We start from the raw sequence: 18058 nt of genomic DNA on the forward strand, positions 1-18058 counted from the left end.
ATACGACCTGATGTTTCCAAGCATATCCGACCTTCTGAACTATCTTTTCGGAATAAACATTCCATTGCCTATACAAACCTTCGGCTTTTTTGTGGCTTTGGCCTTTATGGCCGCCTACTGGGCATTTGCACAAGAGTTTAAACGGAAAGAGCAATTAGGATATATTCATCCATTCCAGCAAACAGTTACCATTGGCGAACGGATAACCGTTGTAGAGTTGGCCAGTAATGCCATCTTTGGCTTTATATTAGGTTATAAACTGGTAGATGCTGCTTTGCATTATCAGGAATTGGTAAACAGTCCGCAAGATTTTATTTTGTCTACCCGCGGCAGTTGGATAGGCGGCATCATTGGTGCAGCTGCTATTGCCTACTGGGCTTATTACGAGAAAAAGAAACAGCAACTGGCCGAGCCGGTTACCAAACAAGTTACTGTGCATACCCATGAGCTGATGGGCAGTATTTTGATATGGGCCGCTATATGGGGCTTTGCAGGTGCAAAGCTTTTTAATGCGCTGGAGAACTGGAATGATTTTATGAATGATCCGGTTGGAATGCTGATCGGGTTTAGTGGCTTAACATTTTACGGCGGACTGATTTGCGGAGGTGCAGCAGTGCTTTACATTGCCAACAACCATGGTATTAAGCCTTGGAATATGCTGGATATAGGCGCACCGGGCATGATGCTTGCCTACGCTGTAGGCCGTATTGGCTGCCAGATGGCTGGCGATGGCGATTGGGGCATTCCGAACCTGGCATCTAAACCAAGCTGGCTGAGCTGGGCACCTGATTGGATGTGGTCTTTCAAATACCCTCATAACGTAAATATGGTTGATACGCCTATTCCGGGCTGTGTAGGTAAATATTGCTATGAGCTTCGCTTGCCGGTTTATCCAACGCCTTTTTACGAAACTATAGTATGCCTGATTCTTTTTGCCTTTTTATGGAGTATACGCGACCGCATCAAAACGCCGGGTATCATGTTTGGCATTTACTTGATCTTGAACGGTGTTGAGCGTTTCTTTGTGGAGCTGATCCGTGTAAATACGAAATATCACGTGGCTGGCATTTCTTTTACTCAAGCTGAACTGATCTCATCAATTATGGTATTATCGGGTATAGCCATAATAGTTGCTGTGCAACGCAGGCCGAGTCAAACTCCTGTTGCCCATGGCTAACAATGGCGCAGGCAACCAGTTGCTGCAAAATAAGTTCGTTCGGTTCTTGTTTTCAGCAGGATCAGGCTTTGTGGTTGATATTAGTGCCTTTTATATATTAGACCGCTTCATGTTCACCGAACAAAGCTACATGATTCTTGGCCATTCAACCGGTAATCATGCCTTGGCGTTGAGTGTGTCTTTCTTTCTGGGTGTACTGGTCAATTTTTTGATTACCCGCTACCTGGTATTTTCCGAATCACGTTTACCGTTTATGCAGCAGTTTATGCGTTTTGGCCTGGTTGCTTTTGTGGGTTACTTCGCCAACCTTGAGGTGTTAAAACTGTTTATTAAATATGTGCATCTGGCACCGCCGGTTGCACGTATCACAGCTGCGCTGAGCTTGTTCTTTGCCAGCTTTTTTATTCATAAGTTTTTTTCATTCAATCTATCGCTAAAAAATAATGCTTCAAGAAATCACTAATCAGGTAACCGAAGTAGCCCGGGAGGCGGGTAGCTTTATCCGGCAGGAACGTCAAAACTTTGACCCGGACCGTATCGAATACAAGGGTCTGAATGATTTGGTATCGTATGTTGATAAAACGGCCGAGCAGCAAATCGTAGCTTCTCTGCAAAAAATTTTGCCCGAAGCAGGTTTCATCACCGAAGAAAAAACAACTACAAAGGTGGGGGAGCGTTACAACTGGATTATTGACCCGTTGGATGGCACTACCAATTTTATTCACGGTTTGCCGGTATTTTCAGTGAGCATTGGTTTGCAGGAAGATGATAAACTGGTTGCCGGCGTGGTTTACGAGGTGAATCAGGATGAGTGCTTTTATGCCTGCGCCGATACCCCTGCTTATTTAAACGGTAAAGAAATAAAAGTTAGTAAAGCGCCAACTATTGGCGATAGTTTACTGGCAACCGGTTTTCCGTATTACAACTTTGAAAAGCAATCGCAATATATTGGCTTGTTTAGCGAGTTGATGCGTAGCTGCCACGGTTTACGCCGGTTAGGATCAGCCGCGGTAGATTTAGTTTACACTGCCTGTGGCCGCTTTGATGCTTATTATGAATATAACCTGAACCCTTGGGATGTGGCGGGTGGTATTGTGATTTTGCGCCAGGCTGGCGGACATGCAGTAAACTTTAGCGGTGGCGATGAGTGCCTGAATACCCGCGAACTGCTGGCTACCAATGGTAAGCTTACTGAAGAGATGCTGCAGGTGATTCAAAAGTATTTTAAATAGTAAATTTTTAAATAATCTTTAAGCGAAAAGGGCTTACATAGTGATATGTAAGCCCTTTTTATGTTGTATTAAATCAAAGGAATTATAAAGCTTCTGAAACTACTTCCTGTACTTCAGGAACCATGCGTTTCAATAAGTTTTCGATACCTGCTTTTAACGTAATTGTTGATGATGGGCAACCACTGCATGATCCGCGCAATTCAACGGTAACCACACCTTCATTAAATGATTTGTAGCTGATAGCGCCACCATCTTGCTCAACAGCAGGGCGTACATAATCGTGTAATATTTGCTGAATTTTAATCTCTGCTTCGGTGCCTTCAAAGGCAGCCGCCTCTTCCTGCACATCGTCCTGCACTTTCAAATCCGATTCAACAGCGCCTTTTACAAAGTCTTTTAAAATGGCTTCAATATCATCCCACTCTGCACCTTCGGTTTTGGTAACGGTAACAAAGTTGCTCGCAAAAAACACACCGTTTACAAACGAGAACTTAAAAAGCTCATTGGCAAAAGGCGATTTCTCGGCGCTTTCTTTAGTTGGGTAATCTACACTTCCGTTAATCAGCAGTTTATTTACAATAAACTTCATGGTTGCAGGGTTCGGTGTTGATTCGGTATATACGTTGATATTCATGGATATGCGTTTTTGTGTATAAACAAATTTAAGCAGCAATTTGATTTATTAGCGCGGCTAAAATAGTTTTGACCTCAACATGACTTATACACCGGTGTATGATGATGGTGTTATTTGCTTCAACTCCACCTTAACTTCATTACTTACTTGCAGGGTGTCGATAAAGTTTGCCATTGTTTGTGCATTAATCTGCTGGTTGGTACGGGTTAAATCCTTTAATGCCTCGTAAGGGTTAGGATAGTTTTCGCGACGCAGAACAGTTTGAATTGCTTCGGCAACTACGGCCCAGTTATCTTCAAGATCCTGCTGTATGGCGGCTTCGTTCAGCAGTAATTTATTCAGACCCTTGATGGTTGATTTAATCGCAATAAGCGTATGCGCAACCGGCACGCCAATATTGCGTAACACCGTTGAGTCAGTCAAGTCGCGCTGTAAGCGTGATATTGGAAGTTTGGCTGCCAAGTGTTCAAATAATGCATTAGCCAAGCCCACGTTGCCTTCTGAATTTTCAAAATCAATAGGGTTCACTTTGTGCGGCATGGCAGATGATCCGACCTCACCGGCTTTTATTTTTTGCTTAAAATAATTCATGGAAATGTACGACCACATATCGCGGTCCAGATCCATGATGATATTGTTAATGCGTTTCAGCGCATCGCAATGAGCCGCGAAGTTATCATAGTGCTCAATCTGCGTAGTGCGTTGCGAACGGGTTAAACCCAGTATATTGTTTACAAAGTTGTTGCCAAAGCTTGTCCAGTCAATTGTAGGGTAGGCTACATTATGTGCATTGAAGTTGCCGGTAGCACCGCCAAACTTTGCTGAGTAAGGCACTGTTTGCAGTAGCTGCAACTGGTTCTCAATGCGTTCAATAAATACCTCTATCTCTTTGCCCAAACGTGTTGGCGAAGCAGGCTGGCCATGCGTATGTGCTAATAGAGGTACCGATTTCCAATCTTGTGCATAGCCTTTCAGTGTATCAACCAGTTCGGTAAGTGCAGGGTAGTAAACTTCCTGTAAAGCCAGTTTGAAAGAGTATGGAATAGCTGTGTTGTTGATATCCTGTGAGGTTAAACCGAAGTGGATAAACTCTTTATATTCCTGTAAGCCTAAATCATCAAACTTTTGCTTGATAAAGTACTCCACCGCTTTAACATCATGGTTAGTTGTTTTTTCTATGGTCTTGATGCTTTCCGCATCAGCCTCAGTAAAGTTTTGGTAAACGCGGCGCAGATCAGGGAACAATGCACTATTGAATTGCTGTAACTGTGGTAGCGGATGCTCGCATAAGGCAATGAAATATTCAACCTCGACATAAACACGGTATTTGATCAGTGCAAATTCCGAAAAGTATGCGGCCAGTGATGCGGTTACATTTCTATATCTGCCATCAATAGGCGAAATGGCCGAAAGCGGGGTAAGTGTCATACAAGGAAAAGTTTTGGCAAAGTTAACAAACTCAGCCAAATTGTGCCTATGCGGCATGCACCTCTTGCTATTAAACAGAAACCGCTGCCTTTTGCTTAACAAAGGGCAGCGGTTACAAAACTAAAGTATAACAGAAATTAAGGTTTAAGTTTCGATAAAATGCCTTTAAGGTGTAGTTGCTCAATTAAGTGATCAAATTTGCGCTGATGTTTATTGCCCGCATCCAAAGCATCATAAACTAAACCAGCAGCCAGTGCATAAACGGCATGGTGTAAAGCATCAATTGCTACGGTTTTGGGCGGCTCTTCGGTAACGGGTGGTGCTGCATCATACTTTGGCAGCATAACCAGTGCTGTGCCCCAAATAGCGCCAAAGTGCAGCAGGCTAGCCGGTAGCCCTTTAAGGCCGGTAAGGCCAATCAGGCCACGCGCTACACCCCATGATGTACCGTAGGCCCAATGTATTTCCTGGTTTACTTTAGCTTTGGTTTCTTCACTGGTAGGTTGTACGTCTGTAATCTCGGAAGCAACTTTTGCAGGTGCATCACTTGGCTTGCGTTTGGTAATGCTCATTTCTATCATCTGCGATAGGGTAATAGCTGCTGTGCCGGCTAAACCCGCTAAAAGGCCTTTGCCTAATGCACTGCCCAGTTCACCCCATGTATTTTCTTGTTTAATATTCATTGTCAGGCATTTAATAGCATAACATCATTGCCATCATATTGATTTAAATTTATACAATCAAACACTAAGCATTTTCGTGTGTAGAAATAATACCATTAAATAAAGAAATAATATGGCACTTAAAATAACAAAACCATTTTGGCAGGCACTGGGTCTGGGTACCCTCGCCGGACTAAGATCTATGTCGGCACCGGCTGTTACCAGCCAGATACTGAGCAATCATCACTCAAAAGAATTGGAAAATTCGCCGCTTAACTTTATTCAGTCCCAAAAAGTGGCACATGCATTAACGTTGTTGGCACTAACCGAATTGGTAGCTGATAAGTTACCCAGTACGCCTAATCGCATCAAGGCACCGGTTTTAACAACTCGCTGTTTGTCCGGCGCATTGGCGGGTGCCAGTATTTATAAGGCCCATGGCGGTAATGCCTATCTGGGTGCCTTGCTGGGCGGCAGTGCAGCAATCTTATCGTCATTCGGCGCTTTTTACCTGCGTAAAGCCACTGTTAAAAGCACGCATTTAGTTGACCCTATTATCGGTTCAATAGAAGATGCGCTGGTAATAGGCAGCGGTTATGGTTTGGCTAAAGCAGCTTAATTGATAAACTCCGGCATAGTTTGCTTAGCGTCACTGCTAAATTCGGCACGTACCTTAGGCAAACTATCCGGATAATTGGTTTGAATGTAAGTAACCATGTTTTCACGAATGTAGCAACGCAGATCAAATGCATCTGATGAATTTTTTGCACTCACCAGCATGCGTATCTCAACCGTACGTTCCTTGGCATCCGTCATTTGCAAGGCTTTTACACGGCCATCCCAAAAAGGAGAGTTGGTAACCAACCGTTCATATTCGGTACGCAAGGCGTTCATTGGTATCGAGTAGTCCATATAAATAAACACTGATCCCACTATCTCGGCCGAAATGCGCGTCCAGTTTTGGAAGGGTTTCTGAATAAAATAGTTGATCGGTAAAATCAAACGGCGCTGGTCCCATAGTCGCATCACTACATAAGTAAGTGTTATATCTTCAACCCGGCCCCATTCATTCTCCACAATCAATACGTCATCAATACGCATCGGTTGGGTAAAAGCAATCTGGAACCCAGCTAACAGGTTACCTAACGAATTTTGAGCGGCAAAGCCCACAATAATGCCGCCTATACCTACGCCTGTTAATAAACCCGTGCCTATTTTTCGCAAGCTTTCAAAGCTCAATAAAATAAGTGCAACCGTTACAAAAACGATGAGAACAATAATCAGCTTACGCAAAAATTGTAGTTGTGTGCGTATTTTCCGTTCTTTTAAATTGTCGGTTTTAGTAAGGTCGTATTTGTAATACACATAATCTTCCAGCACCCGTATGGCACTGATGAGCAAGCTGGCAAAAGCAATGGTTACTAAAATAGCAACGGTATGCCTAAGGGGGTGCTGGTAGTGCAGATCCATCCGCATATATGGAAGGGAAAGACCTAATAAGAACAATTGAATAAAGTAAGTGATAGGCAAGCCTACCCGCACAATCATTGACCGGAAAAAAGAATAAGACTCTTCTTTTTTGGAGTAATGCTTGAGTAACCGGGTGATGATAACTTTGATTATTAAGCCTATGAGTATGGCAATAACAGCAACAATAATATTCCAGATAAAAGGTGGTAATTGCTGGGCTACTTCTAATATATCAGGTGGTAATGAGCTAACAGTTTTCATGAATTGTCTTGTAACAAGTTTCTCGCGTTAAAAGCATGTTTTCATATAAATTGTTTGGCAGCATCTTTCCACACTTACAGCAATGTGATTTTTTGGTTAAAATTTAAATTATCGTACAATAAAGTACGGCGAATTCGGTTTAAGGTAATAACCAATAAATCAAATCATAATACGTTAAATAGCAACTGTCATCAACAGGTAAAACCAGTGATGGTGTTGATGTAAATTAACAATAAATTAATAAATTTGAATATTAATAAGATCGGGTAGGTGATTAGCCCGGTTCTATTTAAAAATACTTCTTAAAGTTAGAGGTGATTGTTTTAGAGTGATTGAAGCAGGACGGGGAAATTTTCCGTCCTGCTTTTTTTTATACCAGGTTAGTTTCAATCATAATGTTGCCGGTTAGCATTTTGTGTACAGGGCAGGCGTCGGCAATTTCTTCCAGCCGTTTTAATTGTTCGTCTGTAAGTGCGCCTTTAATGCTCAGGTTGCGTTCAATGAGGTGGCCGCCGTCAACGGCAAAAAGTTCCAGGTCTACTCTTATCTCGTCAACTACCCACATTTTACGGTCGGCATACATGCGTAGCGTAATAATAGTGCAGCTGCCTAAGCTGGAAAGCAGGAGCGGGAAAGGCGACATGGCCGTATCAGTTCCGTTATAGCTCTCGGGCTCATCAACTACAATAGCATGCTTGCCGCTGCCGGCTATAGTTTGATATTGTGTGCGGGCAATGTGTGCATAGGCCCGCGCTACGCTTTTTTTGTGCAAATCCATAAGTTGTTGTATCGGCTTTAACAGCTTCGCTTAAGCAGCTAACTTATAAATATTGCATCGTGTTTTAATGCTAAAACAATTTAAACGATTAATAAAAGTCGTAACACCGGCGCGAGCCTTCAAACTTATGATAACTGTTGCGCGACGGTATGGTGGTTTCGTAACCAATGCTACCCTCAGTAGTACCGCTTGTTGCACTATAATTCAACTTGGATGTTGGCGCATCATGACTAAGACCGAAACGCAGTTTCTCGCCACCTTCGCGATTGATAAAGAGGTCGAAGATGAAGGAAACCACAAAGGCACTCGGACCGGTGTTGCCGCCACTGCGGTACCAAACACCGGCGTTAACGCTACGGCGCTTATACTGCAAACCAACATTCAGTGACGATGATGCTGCCTGTTTATAAAGTACAACCGAAGGGATGACATATGATTTTTCATCCTCATCTATATTATCATAAGGATTCAGGTCCCAACGGTAACTAACGTGAGCCGTAGCCCGCATAGGTAGTTTTGCTGGCGCACCGGTAAACGATTGGTCGGGCCGGTTGATGTGTTGCAAGGCCGATCCGACCATGAATTCACCCACAACCAGGTTTACACCTGCACCGGCGTCAAAGTAAAACTTATTGGTAAGCGATCCTAAGTCGGCAGCCGATTGTGAGCCGGGAATGTAACCATACTGAGGATCTATCTGGTCGCCGAATACCAGTTTGCTCCGGTCGATTGTACGGTTGCCTATACCGGCCTGTAAGCCAAATGATAGTACAAAGTCATCAGAACCAACACTATATGAATATATACCGGCTAAGTTATTTCGTAAAAAGTAAGCTGTACCTTCATTACTGCGGGTGAACATTACGCCCACACCGGCACCAAACTTGGGTATATTATAGTCGGCAGATGCGGTGATGTAAGATAACGAACCCGGTACAGAAGCCCACTGATTGCGATAGATCATGTTCATCCTGAAATCGCCCTCGAACTGGCCGTTCAGTGCCGGGTTAAGGTATACCGGGGAATTGAAGAATTGCGAGTACATATGATCCTGAGCCCAGGCACTCATTGTACACAGTAACATGGCCACACTAAAAAAATATATTCTGATCTGCTTCATTATAAATTATCTGATTAAGTGTATAGCGCCGGTTCTGGATGGGGTAGAGTTGTTGTAGCTCATACCTTTCCATTGCTGGCCGTTAAAAAATGTGGCGTCAATTTGCCAGATGTATACGCCTTGTGGTGCTGGTGTGCCTCTGAAAGAGCCGTCCCAGCCTTCGGTTGGCGCGCCTCTGCTGTCCAGCTTGTCGGTTTCCCAAATCAGCTGACCATAGTTGTTAAATATGCGCATGTGCCATGCACTCATGCCCGAACCTTTGGCGATGAAGGTACGTAGCTCCAGATTGTTGCCGGTTGGCATAAAGGCATTTGGCAAAAACAAAGCAGTGCTCGGTTCAATGATGGTAACATTGTGCCTGATGTAGGCATCACAGCCATTTACATTCACTGCTGTAAGCTTCACCACGTAAGATGAGCCTTTATTGAAATCATACGTGTGGCTCGGGCTCTTATCGTTTGATGTACTGCCATCGCCAAAGTCCCAGGTGTAGGTGATGTTATTATCCGGATCAGGCGTGTTGTTGGTAAAACGCACCAGTGTACAGGTATAGCACGATGGCGATTCCGTATTGCTCGATGCAAAATCGGGTTCCGGACGGCCAATGCCTACAATTTTGATAACGTTAGTTGATGGCAGGTCGGGCCGGCAATCATTACCGGTATGTAAAACCGGGAAGTAGGTGCCTGCTGTTTTATACTCATGCTCAATGTTAGGTATGGAGCCACCATTTGTGGTATAAACCTGTGAGCGCGATCCATCACCCCAATCGTACCAGTAAGTGGTTGCATTAGCGCTGCGGTTTTCAAAAGTTACGGTAAAAGGTACGCAGTCCTGCGTTTGTTGTCCGCTGGCTACAGCTAAAACGGAGTTAAGGTTATTAGGCAATACCTTTACCGGATAACCGGCACTGGTAACCGGTGTTCCGCAAAGTGAGGTAACTTTTAAGAAAACGTTAAAGTCGCCTTCTCTGTCAAGCATGATGTTTTGGATGCGGGTGTCGGTTACTACCGGCAGGGTTAAAACACGCTGACCTGTGTTGGCGTCCTCAACGTAAACCTGGTAATCCTGGTTGGTTCCGCTGGTTCTGTTAAACACCTGCGCATTCAACACACCACATTGTGATGCCGGCGTAACCTCCAGAACCGGAAGCGGCGAGCCAGATGTTACCACAACACGGATAGTTTTGGGCACGGCAACACCGCAATTAGGCGTGCCATTCAGGGTTACTGTATATACTCTGTCGCCCGCGCCTGGCGCATTGGCAGCAAAGGTAATTGCTCCTGGCTGCGCAACAGTTGATGTGCCTGGCGATGCACCGCCGAAATTCCATAAATAGGTTGCACTGCCTATCGGCGTTGATTTGTTGGTGAATGTAATGGCAGTACTACCACAAACTGTAATAGTATTGTTTACGATAGGGTAGTTGGCCGTAAAATCAAGTGTAAACTGATCGTTAGCTCTGAATGTTTTCTCATCTACGCCGTCGGGCTGGCACTGGTTAAGGCTGGTGGTTACCAAACGTACTGTTACTGATTGGCCCGGCGCCGTAATGGCATAACTTACCGGGAAGTTTACCCCTGTACCCACCAAATTACCATCAATATACCAGCGGTATTCCAGGTTACGGTCAGGATGTTGCTCGGCGCGTATGTTGTTGCTGGCCTGAATATCAAAAGGTACACAGTCAACATCTGTATTAAATAATATTTTGGCGATAGGGTTTTGTACTATTGTTAACGTAACCGGTGCACTCTCGCTCATTTGGCAATAAGTAGAGCCTACCAGGCGGCGGTACTGCGCGCCGGCAGTTAAGGCTGGTGTTGTGTAGTTTTGGCTTGTAGCGCCGGGTATATTTTGCCAGGTAGCGCTGCCGTTGGCACGGGTTTGCCATTGGTAAGTATAATTGCTGGCATTACCATCGGCGCCTTGCGGAACTGATCCGGTAAGCTGGGCGACCGTACCGGTGCAAATTTTTGTATTGGCAACGGTAATGGTGTTGTTGGTAAGCGGTGGTTGTACAGTAATGCTTACTACATTACTTGTTTCGGAGCAGGCGCCGGCCGTAACCACACGGCGGAAGCGGATATTATCAAATACCTGGAAATTTTGTAAATCGCGGCCCGTCTGGCTACCTATTGCAGCCCAGTTAGCGCCACCGTCAACACTGCTTTCCCACTGGTATTTGGGGTTGTTATCTCCGCCCAAAGCAGCTTTACCCACAATGCTGATCGTATTGCCCGAACAGGTTAAGGTTGGTACCGGTGCAACAATATCAAAGTTGGTAACAGGTGCATTGTTAATAATAGTTACCTGATCCGATTTAATGCCACAAGGTGATTGGCCATTAATAGTCCAGGTAAAAATGTAGGTTTTGCCTGGTTGCAAGCCGCTCACCGTAGCATTATACTGGTTGGGGTTACTGAAGGTAACGCCCGGCTGGTTCGATGTCCATACACCGGTAAAAGGAGCGGGGTTGTTACCCTCCAATTGGTAGGTAGATTGGTTACACAAGGTTTTGTCTGCCCCGGCAGTGGCTTGCGGTGTAGCCGGTTGTACGGTTATCGTAATTTGTTTCGGCTGACCAGCACATTCTTCGGCAGTGCCAGAACTTACCGGGATAATGGTGTAAGTTACCGTTGCTGCGGCGGTACCGGTATTAGTTAATACCTGGTTAATGGCGGTAGCTGTTACCGGTGTGTTTTGGGCAGTAGCCCCGTTTACTGTTCCGGTTGTAGCAACTGTCCAGGTAAACTGAGTACCTGCAACGTTTGTTTGCAGAGTAATACCTGCCGGGCTGCCACTACATATCGTATTATTAGCAGGACCAGTAGGTGTAATTTGCGGCTTTGGTTTAACCGTAACGGTCAGGGTAAATGGTGTGCCTGCGCAGTTATTGGCACGCGGCGTAATTACGTAAGTTACCGTAGCATTTGCCGTGCCCGATGAGTTGGTTAATACATCATCAATAGTTCCGGTACCGGTTGCGGAAAAACCGCCTGCACCTGCAGAGCCGGTGGCAGTCCAGGTAAAAGTACTACCGGCAACAGTTGATGTTGGTGTATACTCAACCGCTGTGCCTGTACAAATTGCTTTGCTTGCTGCACTGGTTACGGGATTAGCCGGGTTTATGGTAATTATTACTTCGTCAGATATATTCGCACAGTCGCCGGGTAAATTGGTAGTAGCTGTTAGTTTCAATAATACCTGCCCTGATGTTCTTTCGGCAGCGGTGGGGGTGTAAGTAGTTGTAAGCGATGTAGGGTTTGAGAAAGTACCTGCGCCGCCAGTCCACCTAACCGGATAGGTTTGAGATATAGTACCGGTAAGAGCAATTACATCACTGGGGCAAACGGTTTGGTCTGCGCCGGCATTTACAGTAGCTGCCTCTAAAAAGGTAATGATCTGTTTATCAGTTGCAGCAGTGCCACATGCATTGCTATGCTTAACGCTCACCTCGTAACGTCCAAATGCCGGGAAGTTGATTTGCGGATACTGGCTGCTGGCCGATGTGTTGTTTGCAAAAGTTGCAGCTGCCTGTCCGTCAAGCGGCCTTACCGACCAAAGGTAGGTGTTACCATCTGGCTCTACGGTGCCGATTAATGTAGTTTTTGTTTGGCTGCCGTTTGCATTGTTAAAAGTAAGCGTGTGGTCTTTTCCGCACATTGAAAAATCGGCCGAGAGTGTGGCCGTAGGTGCTCCGTTTACAATTATTGTTTTAGGCGCGGCAACTGCCGGTCCGCAAGCTGGTCCGTCAATCGTCAGGTCAACCTGATACTTGCCCGGATTAGCAAATACAAACTGTGGCTGTACGCTGTTGGCTGTTGTATTATTGGCGAAGCTAACACCTGCTGATGGCGTAACTTTCCAAACGTATTTAAATGTGGCGGTATTACATCCCCTGTAAACATCCGACTTATCTACCGGAATAAGAGAGCCCTGAGTTATACAGTAGGTTGCCGGTATGGTGAAATCTGCTTTTGATGGATTTTCAATACAAATTGGGAAGATAGCATCATTAGGCGGGCAGGAGGTTTGGTTATTCTCCATCTGTAATCTCACGGTATGCTGGCCCGGAGTTGTAAACTTCCATTTAAAAGGTTGTGTAGCTGTATAATTAGTAGCTTTAGGATTCGGGTCATTGTCTACATACCAAGAGTATCGTGCGTCCGAAAACTTACAATCGCCAACACTATTGCTGCTTTCACCCGGATCTGATGCATTATTAAATATAATATCCGTATTAACACAACCGCGATCAGGGCCATTGATGTTGTTTGTAGGAGGTAAAAAAACTGCCTGAGTAGATGAGAAATAAGGCGGGGTGCTACCTGCGGGTGTCGGACACCATCGATTTATTAATGATAATCTAATTGAAAATTGATTGGTCACATTCCCTTGGGGATCTCTTGCGCCGCAAGATGAATTGATAAAATTATGCTTAAATCTACCTCCGGTAGCTTTAAGCTGACAGAAGGTGTATTTATCGGTTCTGCCATCACCCCAATCTACGTTGTAAACGGTTCCCGGATAATTGAGCTCTATGCCACCGTCGGGGGTGCGGTATTTAGTGCTAACTGATACGTCTGCACCACCTGATCCCAAACACTTTGGTCCGGGGTCAACTGAGTTAAGCCCGCTGATGCTTTGGTTGTTGATGAGCAGGTACGATTTCGTGCCGATGATATTATCAGAGGTCGCCGTTTTAACAGTTATCGTATAGGTTGCAGCTTTTGGCGTTCCAAATCGATAGCTCGGCATAATGGTCTGATTGGTAATTTCCTGCTGTTGCGCATTTTCATTATAAAAATTCGCAGTGACAGTGTTATTGTTACCATTAGGGCTCGTGAATGTATAGCTACCACTCGCTCCCTGGCATGAACCAAATACCTCATTTGAGGTAGCTAATGTGCTTGATGAGGTTAAAGCTGCAGTTATACCCGGCGTAGCGTTAATCGTAAAAGGTTGCGATGGATCACTCGTTTTAGCCGGATTAGTGCTTTGTACCCGCAAGCGATAGCCGGTACCCGCAGGCGTATTGGCAGGGATTATACCATTCACAAAGCCTGTAAAAAAGCCGTCAAAGCTGCCTATAGGTGTTGTCGAAGTGAAATTACCATTCGCATCAGACAGGTAAAGGTTATAGGTGTTGTTGATGCTGATGCAACCACTGTTGTCATCAACTGCAATCTCAGCTGAGATACTGGAGCCCTGCCCATACGGCCCCGGATCCACGTGGCGGATGCCGATCGTTTGTGCGTAGGCGGCCGATGCACAAACCAGAAATAAAAGTAACGTAAATATCTTCGAAAAAAAACGGGTAAATGCTCTATCCATCAGCTACTTAATCGTATAAGTGACTGTTAACCACGAATTGATCAACAGTCACTTATACGACCTATAGCATATAAGGTTAGTGTTTCTTAAAAAAATTAATCTTTGGTAAAAGATTTTTATCTTTCAGATGTTGACTCCAGCAATCCATTTTTTTATCGTTAAAAATTTTTGCATTGCATTAGCCGAAGAACAAGTAAGCAATAAATATTGCGGCTATAACCCCGGCTAAATCGGCAATTAAACCGGCGGGTATTGCATACCGCGTTTTCTTGATACCTACCGAGCCAAAGTAAAGCGCCACTATGTAAAACGTAGTATCGGCCGAACCATTGAATATACAAGCAAGCCTGCCCACAAAGCTGTCCGGGCCAAAGTTTTCGGGTTTCATGATATCCAGCATCATCGCACGGGCACCCGAACCACTTAGGGGCTTCATAAAAGCTACTGGTAGGGCATCGGTAAAGCGGGTATCAACGTTAAATAAACCAAAAAGCCACTTAAAGCAATCAACTATATAACCCAATGCGCCGGAGTTTCGGAACACACTGATGGCCGCCAGCATAGCCACCAAATAGGGGATAATGCGTACAGCGGTGTCAAACCCGCCTTTAGCACCTTCAACGAAGGCCTCGAAAACATTAACTTTTTTATACAGACCACCGCATATAAACAATACAGGTATCAGATACAGCAGTAAATTGCTTGCCACTTTTGACACGATGCTAATCTGATCGTGGTTTAAATAAGCGGAGAAGCACCACACCAGCAGGGCTATAAATGTCGTCAGTCCACCAAGCCACAATAAAACAACCCGGTCCAGCAGGTTGATGCGCTGCCTCACTGCTACCGCTAACAGGCCTACCACCGTAGCTACATAAGTGCCAATAATACACGGAATGAAAATATCAGTAGGATCATGCGCTTTCATGATGGCGCGTTGGGCAATAATACTTATAGGCAGCAGCGTTAAGCCGGAGGTATGCAGCACCAAGAACATAATCTGCGCGTTTGATGCCGTCTCTTTATCAGGATTTAAATCCTGTAAACTTGCCATGGCTTTAAGGCCCAGTGGTGTTGCAGCATTATCCAGCCCGAGTAAATTAGCCGAAAAATTCATCATCATCTGGCCCGTAGCGGGATGATCTTTAGGTACTTCCGGAAAAAGCCTGTTGAAGAAAGGACCAACAATGCGCGATAAAAAGCGAATGGCCCCAGCCTTTTCGCCGATATTCATGATGCCCAACCAGAAAGCGATCGTCCCAATAAATGGAAGCGCTATATCAACTACGGATGATTTGGTAGAATCGAACAGGCCTTGCACCAGCGTTTCAAAGGCGGTTACATCACCTAATAAAACTAACTTGACGAGGGCAATAAAAAAAGCGATTAAAAAAAAGGCGATCCAGATATAATTAAGTGCCATTCAGGTAGTGCGTGTTATAAGTTTAAGTATTAATTGTTGGCCGTTATATCCTTGTCGGCCACGATGCGAATAGCATAATCTTTTCTTAGCGGATTGTATGGCGCTTTGTCTGTCACCACTACATAAATATTCCCCAGGTCTTTTACCCGGTAGCTCAAAATATCTTCGTTGCTTTCTTTGCTCAAAACGTATGGTGCTATAGAATTTGTTACAAGATTGTATTGATCGGGATAGTCGGTAAAAATATTAATATTTAATCGTTTACCGTCTGCCCGTATCTCTACTTCGGAGCTATACCCATTCGGCAGTTGTAGAGTGTACTTTTTGTGGCCCTCGCGTTGCTTTTTAGTTACTATGGGCACATAACCTTTTGATTGTATAAAAGCGTCGTCTCTTTGCAGGTTATTCGTGAGGATAAAAGTAAAATCATCGTATGATAGAAGCTGTTGTGCCGTACATGCGCTTGTGATAATTAGAAGTATGGCAATGATAGAGATCTTCATGAAGTTTAAAGCTATCATTTTACGCAATCCCTACAAAATATATGGGCTAAAATTCTATTTTAGCCACATTAATAAGATCATATGCCTGTTATAGAACTTGAACGTGTAAGCGGCGACTATGGCTTTGAGGCCAGAGATGAAAACGGACACACCATAAAAATGGATAGCAGTCCGGAAAGTGGCGGCCAAAATTTTGGCGTGCGCCCAATGCAAATGTTACTGATGGGCCTGGGCGGCTGCTCGGCCATTGACGTGCTAAGTATATTGAAAAAGCAGCGTCAGGAGGTGACGGATTACCGTATGCAGATCAGGGGCGACCGTGAAGCCGGTGTAGAACCTTCCTTATGGAAAGATGTAACGATTGAGTTTCACCTTTACGGCAACGTTGACCCTGATAAAGCCAAACGCGCTGTTGAATTATCCTTAAATAAATATTGTTCCGTATCGGCCACGCTTGAAAAAGCGGGTGCTGCCATTAAATCGGAGGTGTTTGTGCATCCTTCCGAAGCTAAATAATTACTTATAATGTCAGAAAAACTGGATCCTATAACCCAGGCCATCCGCTTGCGGATGCCAAAAACTCACCAAAACGAGCATTCAACGCCGCTGTATTTAACCAGCAGCTTTACCTTTGATGAGGCCGAAGCCATGCGTGCTGCTTTTGCTGATGAAACGGATGATAATATTTATAGCCGTTTCAGTAATCCTAACGTAGATGAGTTGATAGGTAAAATGTGCATGCTGGAAAATGCCGATGCAGGATTTGCCACATCAACCGGCATGAGTGCAGTATTTTCGTCTATGATGGCGCTGCTTCAGCAAGGCGATCATTTATTATGCTGTAGTTCAGTTTTTGGAAGTACTTTCACTGTGGTAAACAAATTTCTACCACGTTACGGCATTACCTGCACTTTAGTACCAGCTAATGATGCGGAAGCATGGGACGCAGCGGTGCAGCCTAACACCAAAATGGTATACCTGGAAACGCCAACCAACCCGCAGCTTGAGGTGATCGATTTAGAGTGGGCAGGTGAATTTGCCAAAAAGCATAATCTGATTCTGAACGTAGATAACTGTTTTGCAACGCCATTACTGCAGCGCCCTATTGATTATGGTGCACATATCGTAGTACATTCAGCAACCAAGTGGATTGACGGACAGGGCAGGGTAATGGGCGGTATAATTGTAGGCCGCGAGGATTTAGTGAAAGAGATTTATATGTTCTGCCGCAATACAGGTCCGGCATTGTCTCCGTTTAATGCCTGGGTGTTAAGCAAAAGTTTGGAAACACTGGATGTACGTTTGGAGCGCCATTGCAAAAATGCCTTACAACTCGCCGAAACGTTACAAACCAATGCTAATGTAGCTTGGGTAAAATATCCGTTTTTAGCTACCCACCCGCAGTATGAAATCGCTAAAAAGCAGATGACTGCCGGGGGGGGTATTATTTGTTTTGAAATAAAAGGTGGATTAGAAGCCGGTCGCAAATTCCTGGATAATTTGCAAATGCTGTCGGTAACAGCCAACCTGGGCGATAGCCGTAGTATTGCATCGCACCCGGCCAGCACCACACACTCCAAACTTACCGATGAGCAACGCGCCGCCGTAGGTATTACGCCGGGATTAATCCGTATATCGTGCGGCTTGGAAAAAATTGATGATATAATTGCTGATATTACTCAGGCTTTAAACAAGAGCACAGTTTAAAGCTACTTTATAAAACAAAAACGCCCTGAACGAGAGTATTAATGTTGGCCCTTGTTCAGGGCGTTTTTGTTTATGGATTAGTAAAGGTGTACAGTATTGGCTACAGTGTTTTTTATAGCTTTAAGTTGTGTGTGTTTGAAAGAAAATTTACTTTATCTATAATATATTTCTAATAAGTGCTTGTGCATAACCTTTGTTTACAGTGTGTTAACGTGCTTTTAATGTATCATTCTTGTTACAATAGGTTGGATTTATTAGTAGTACTGTAAGGGCGTTAACTGTTCAATGGCATTATACTTGACTTTGGGAGTGCATGCCCATCGATA

At 44.5% G+C, this 18058-nt stretch carries 15 protein-coding genes; 6 read left to right on the forward strand and 9 right to left on the reverse strand.

Annotated elements, in window-relative coordinates; all coding sequences use genetic code 11:
• Positions 1–10 precede the first annotated feature (10 nt).
• From KHS38_RS12510 to KHS38_RS12520, 3 genes are read left to right on the forward strand one after another with little or no spacing between them, the layout of a single operon-like run.
• Positions 11–1177, forward strand: a complete 1167-nt coding sequence (locus KHS38_RS12510; RefSeq protein WP_213488881.1) for a prolipoprotein diacylglyceryl transferase — start codon at positions 11–13, stop codon at positions 1175–1177.
• Entirely contained in the window at positions 1170–1640 is a 471-nt protein-coding gene (locus KHS38_RS12515) for a GtrA family protein (protein WP_213488882.1), read from the forward strand. Before KHS38_RS12510 ends, KHS38_RS12515 begins: the two co-directional genes overlap by 8 nt.
• On the forward strand, positions 1621–2409 hold the full coding sequence (locus tag KHS38_RS12520; protein ID WP_249665385.1) for an inositol monophosphatase family protein: 789 nt from the start codon (positions 1621–1623) through the stop codon (positions 2407–2409). Before KHS38_RS12515 ends, KHS38_RS12520 begins: the two co-directional genes overlap by 20 nt.
• 82 nt (positions 2410–2491) lie before the next feature.
• Here KHS38_RS12520 and KHS38_RS12525 read toward each other — a convergent pair whose 3' ends face one another.
• The 3 genes from KHS38_RS12525 to KHS38_RS12535 all read right to left on the reverse strand — a co-directional run bounded on the left by KHS38_RS12525 (position 2492) and on the right by KHS38_RS12535 (position 5154).
• Positions 2492–3043 (reverse strand): NifU family protein, encoded by a 552-nt coding sequence (locus KHS38_RS12525; RefSeq protein WP_213488883.1) that lies wholly within the window; start codon positions 3041–3043, stop codon positions 2492–2494.
• An 84-nt stretch (positions 3044–3127) separates the two neighbouring features.
• Positions 3128–4471, reverse strand: coding sequence for an adenylosuccinate lyase (gene purB, locus KHS38_RS12530; protein ID WP_213488884.1), 1344 nt, complete (start codon positions 4469–4471; stop codon positions 3128–3130).
• Positions 4472–4608: 137 nt separating this feature from the next.
• Positions 4609–5154, reverse strand: a complete 546-nt coding sequence (locus KHS38_RS12535) for a hypothetical protein (protein ID WP_213488885.1) — start codon at positions 5152–5154, stop codon at positions 4609–4611.
• 112 nt (positions 5155–5266) lie between these two features.
• Here KHS38_RS12535 and KHS38_RS12540 point away from each other — a divergent pair, with 112 nt between their 5' ends.
• Entirely contained in the window at positions 5267–5752 is a 486-nt protein-coding gene (locus KHS38_RS12540; protein WP_213488886.1) for a DUF4126 family protein, read from the forward strand.
• Here KHS38_RS12540 and KHS38_RS12545 read toward each other — a convergent pair.
• The 6 genes from KHS38_RS12545 to KHS38_RS12570 form a co-directional block, all read right to left on the reverse strand.
• Positions 5749–6864 (reverse strand): mechanosensitive ion channel family protein, encoded by a 1116-nt coding sequence (locus KHS38_RS12545; RefSeq protein WP_213488887.1) that lies wholly within the window; start codon positions 6862–6864, stop codon positions 5749–5751. The genes KHS38_RS12540 and KHS38_RS12545 overlap by 4 nt on opposite strands.
• A 370-nt stretch (positions 6865–7234) precedes the next feature.
• Positions 7235–7642, reverse strand: coding sequence for an OsmC family protein (locus KHS38_RS12550; RefSeq protein WP_213488888.1), 408 nt, complete (start codon positions 7640–7642; stop codon positions 7235–7237).
• Positions 7643–7730: 88 nt separating this feature from the next.
• Complete coding sequence (locus KHS38_RS12555) at positions 7731–8762, reverse strand: PorP/SprF family type IX secretion system membrane protein (protein ID WP_213488889.1); 1032 nt, start codon at positions 8760–8762, stop codon at positions 7731–7733.
• Positions 8763–8768: 6 nt separating this feature from the next.
• Positions 8769–14099 (reverse strand): PKD-like domain-containing protein, encoded by a 5331-nt coding sequence (locus KHS38_RS12560; RefSeq protein ID WP_213488890.1) that lies wholly within the window; start codon positions 14097–14099, stop codon positions 8769–8771.
• Between the two features lie 178 nt (positions 14100–14277).
• Positions 14278–15522 (reverse strand): spore maturation protein, encoded by a 1245-nt coding sequence (locus tag KHS38_RS12565; RefSeq protein ID WP_213488891.1) that lies wholly within the window; start codon positions 15520–15522, stop codon positions 14278–14280.
• Between the two features lie 29 nt (positions 15523–15551).
• On the reverse strand, positions 15552–16025 hold the full coding sequence (locus KHS38_RS12570; RefSeq protein WP_213488892.1) for a hypothetical protein: 474 nt from the start codon (positions 16023–16025) through the stop codon (positions 15552–15554).
• 81 nt (positions 16026–16106) lie between these two features.
• Between KHS38_RS12570 and KHS38_RS12575 the strand changes: the two genes are divergently transcribed.
• A complete protein-coding gene (locus tag KHS38_RS12575) occupies positions 16107–16541 on the forward strand; it encodes an OsmC family protein (RefSeq protein ID WP_213488893.1) in 435 nt (144 codons plus the stop codon).
• A gap of 9 nt (positions 16542–16550) precedes the next feature.
• Positions 16551–17732, forward strand: coding sequence for a trans-sulfuration enzyme family protein (locus tag KHS38_RS12580; protein ID WP_213488894.1), 1182 nt, complete (start codon positions 16551–16553; stop codon positions 17730–17732).
• Positions 17733–18058 lie beyond the last annotated feature (326 nt).

It is taken from the genome of Mucilaginibacter sp. Bleaf8, from assembly GCF_018390515.1.
GTDB lineage: Bacteria > Bacteroidota > Bacteroidia > Sphingobacteriales > Sphingobacteriaceae > Mucilaginibacter.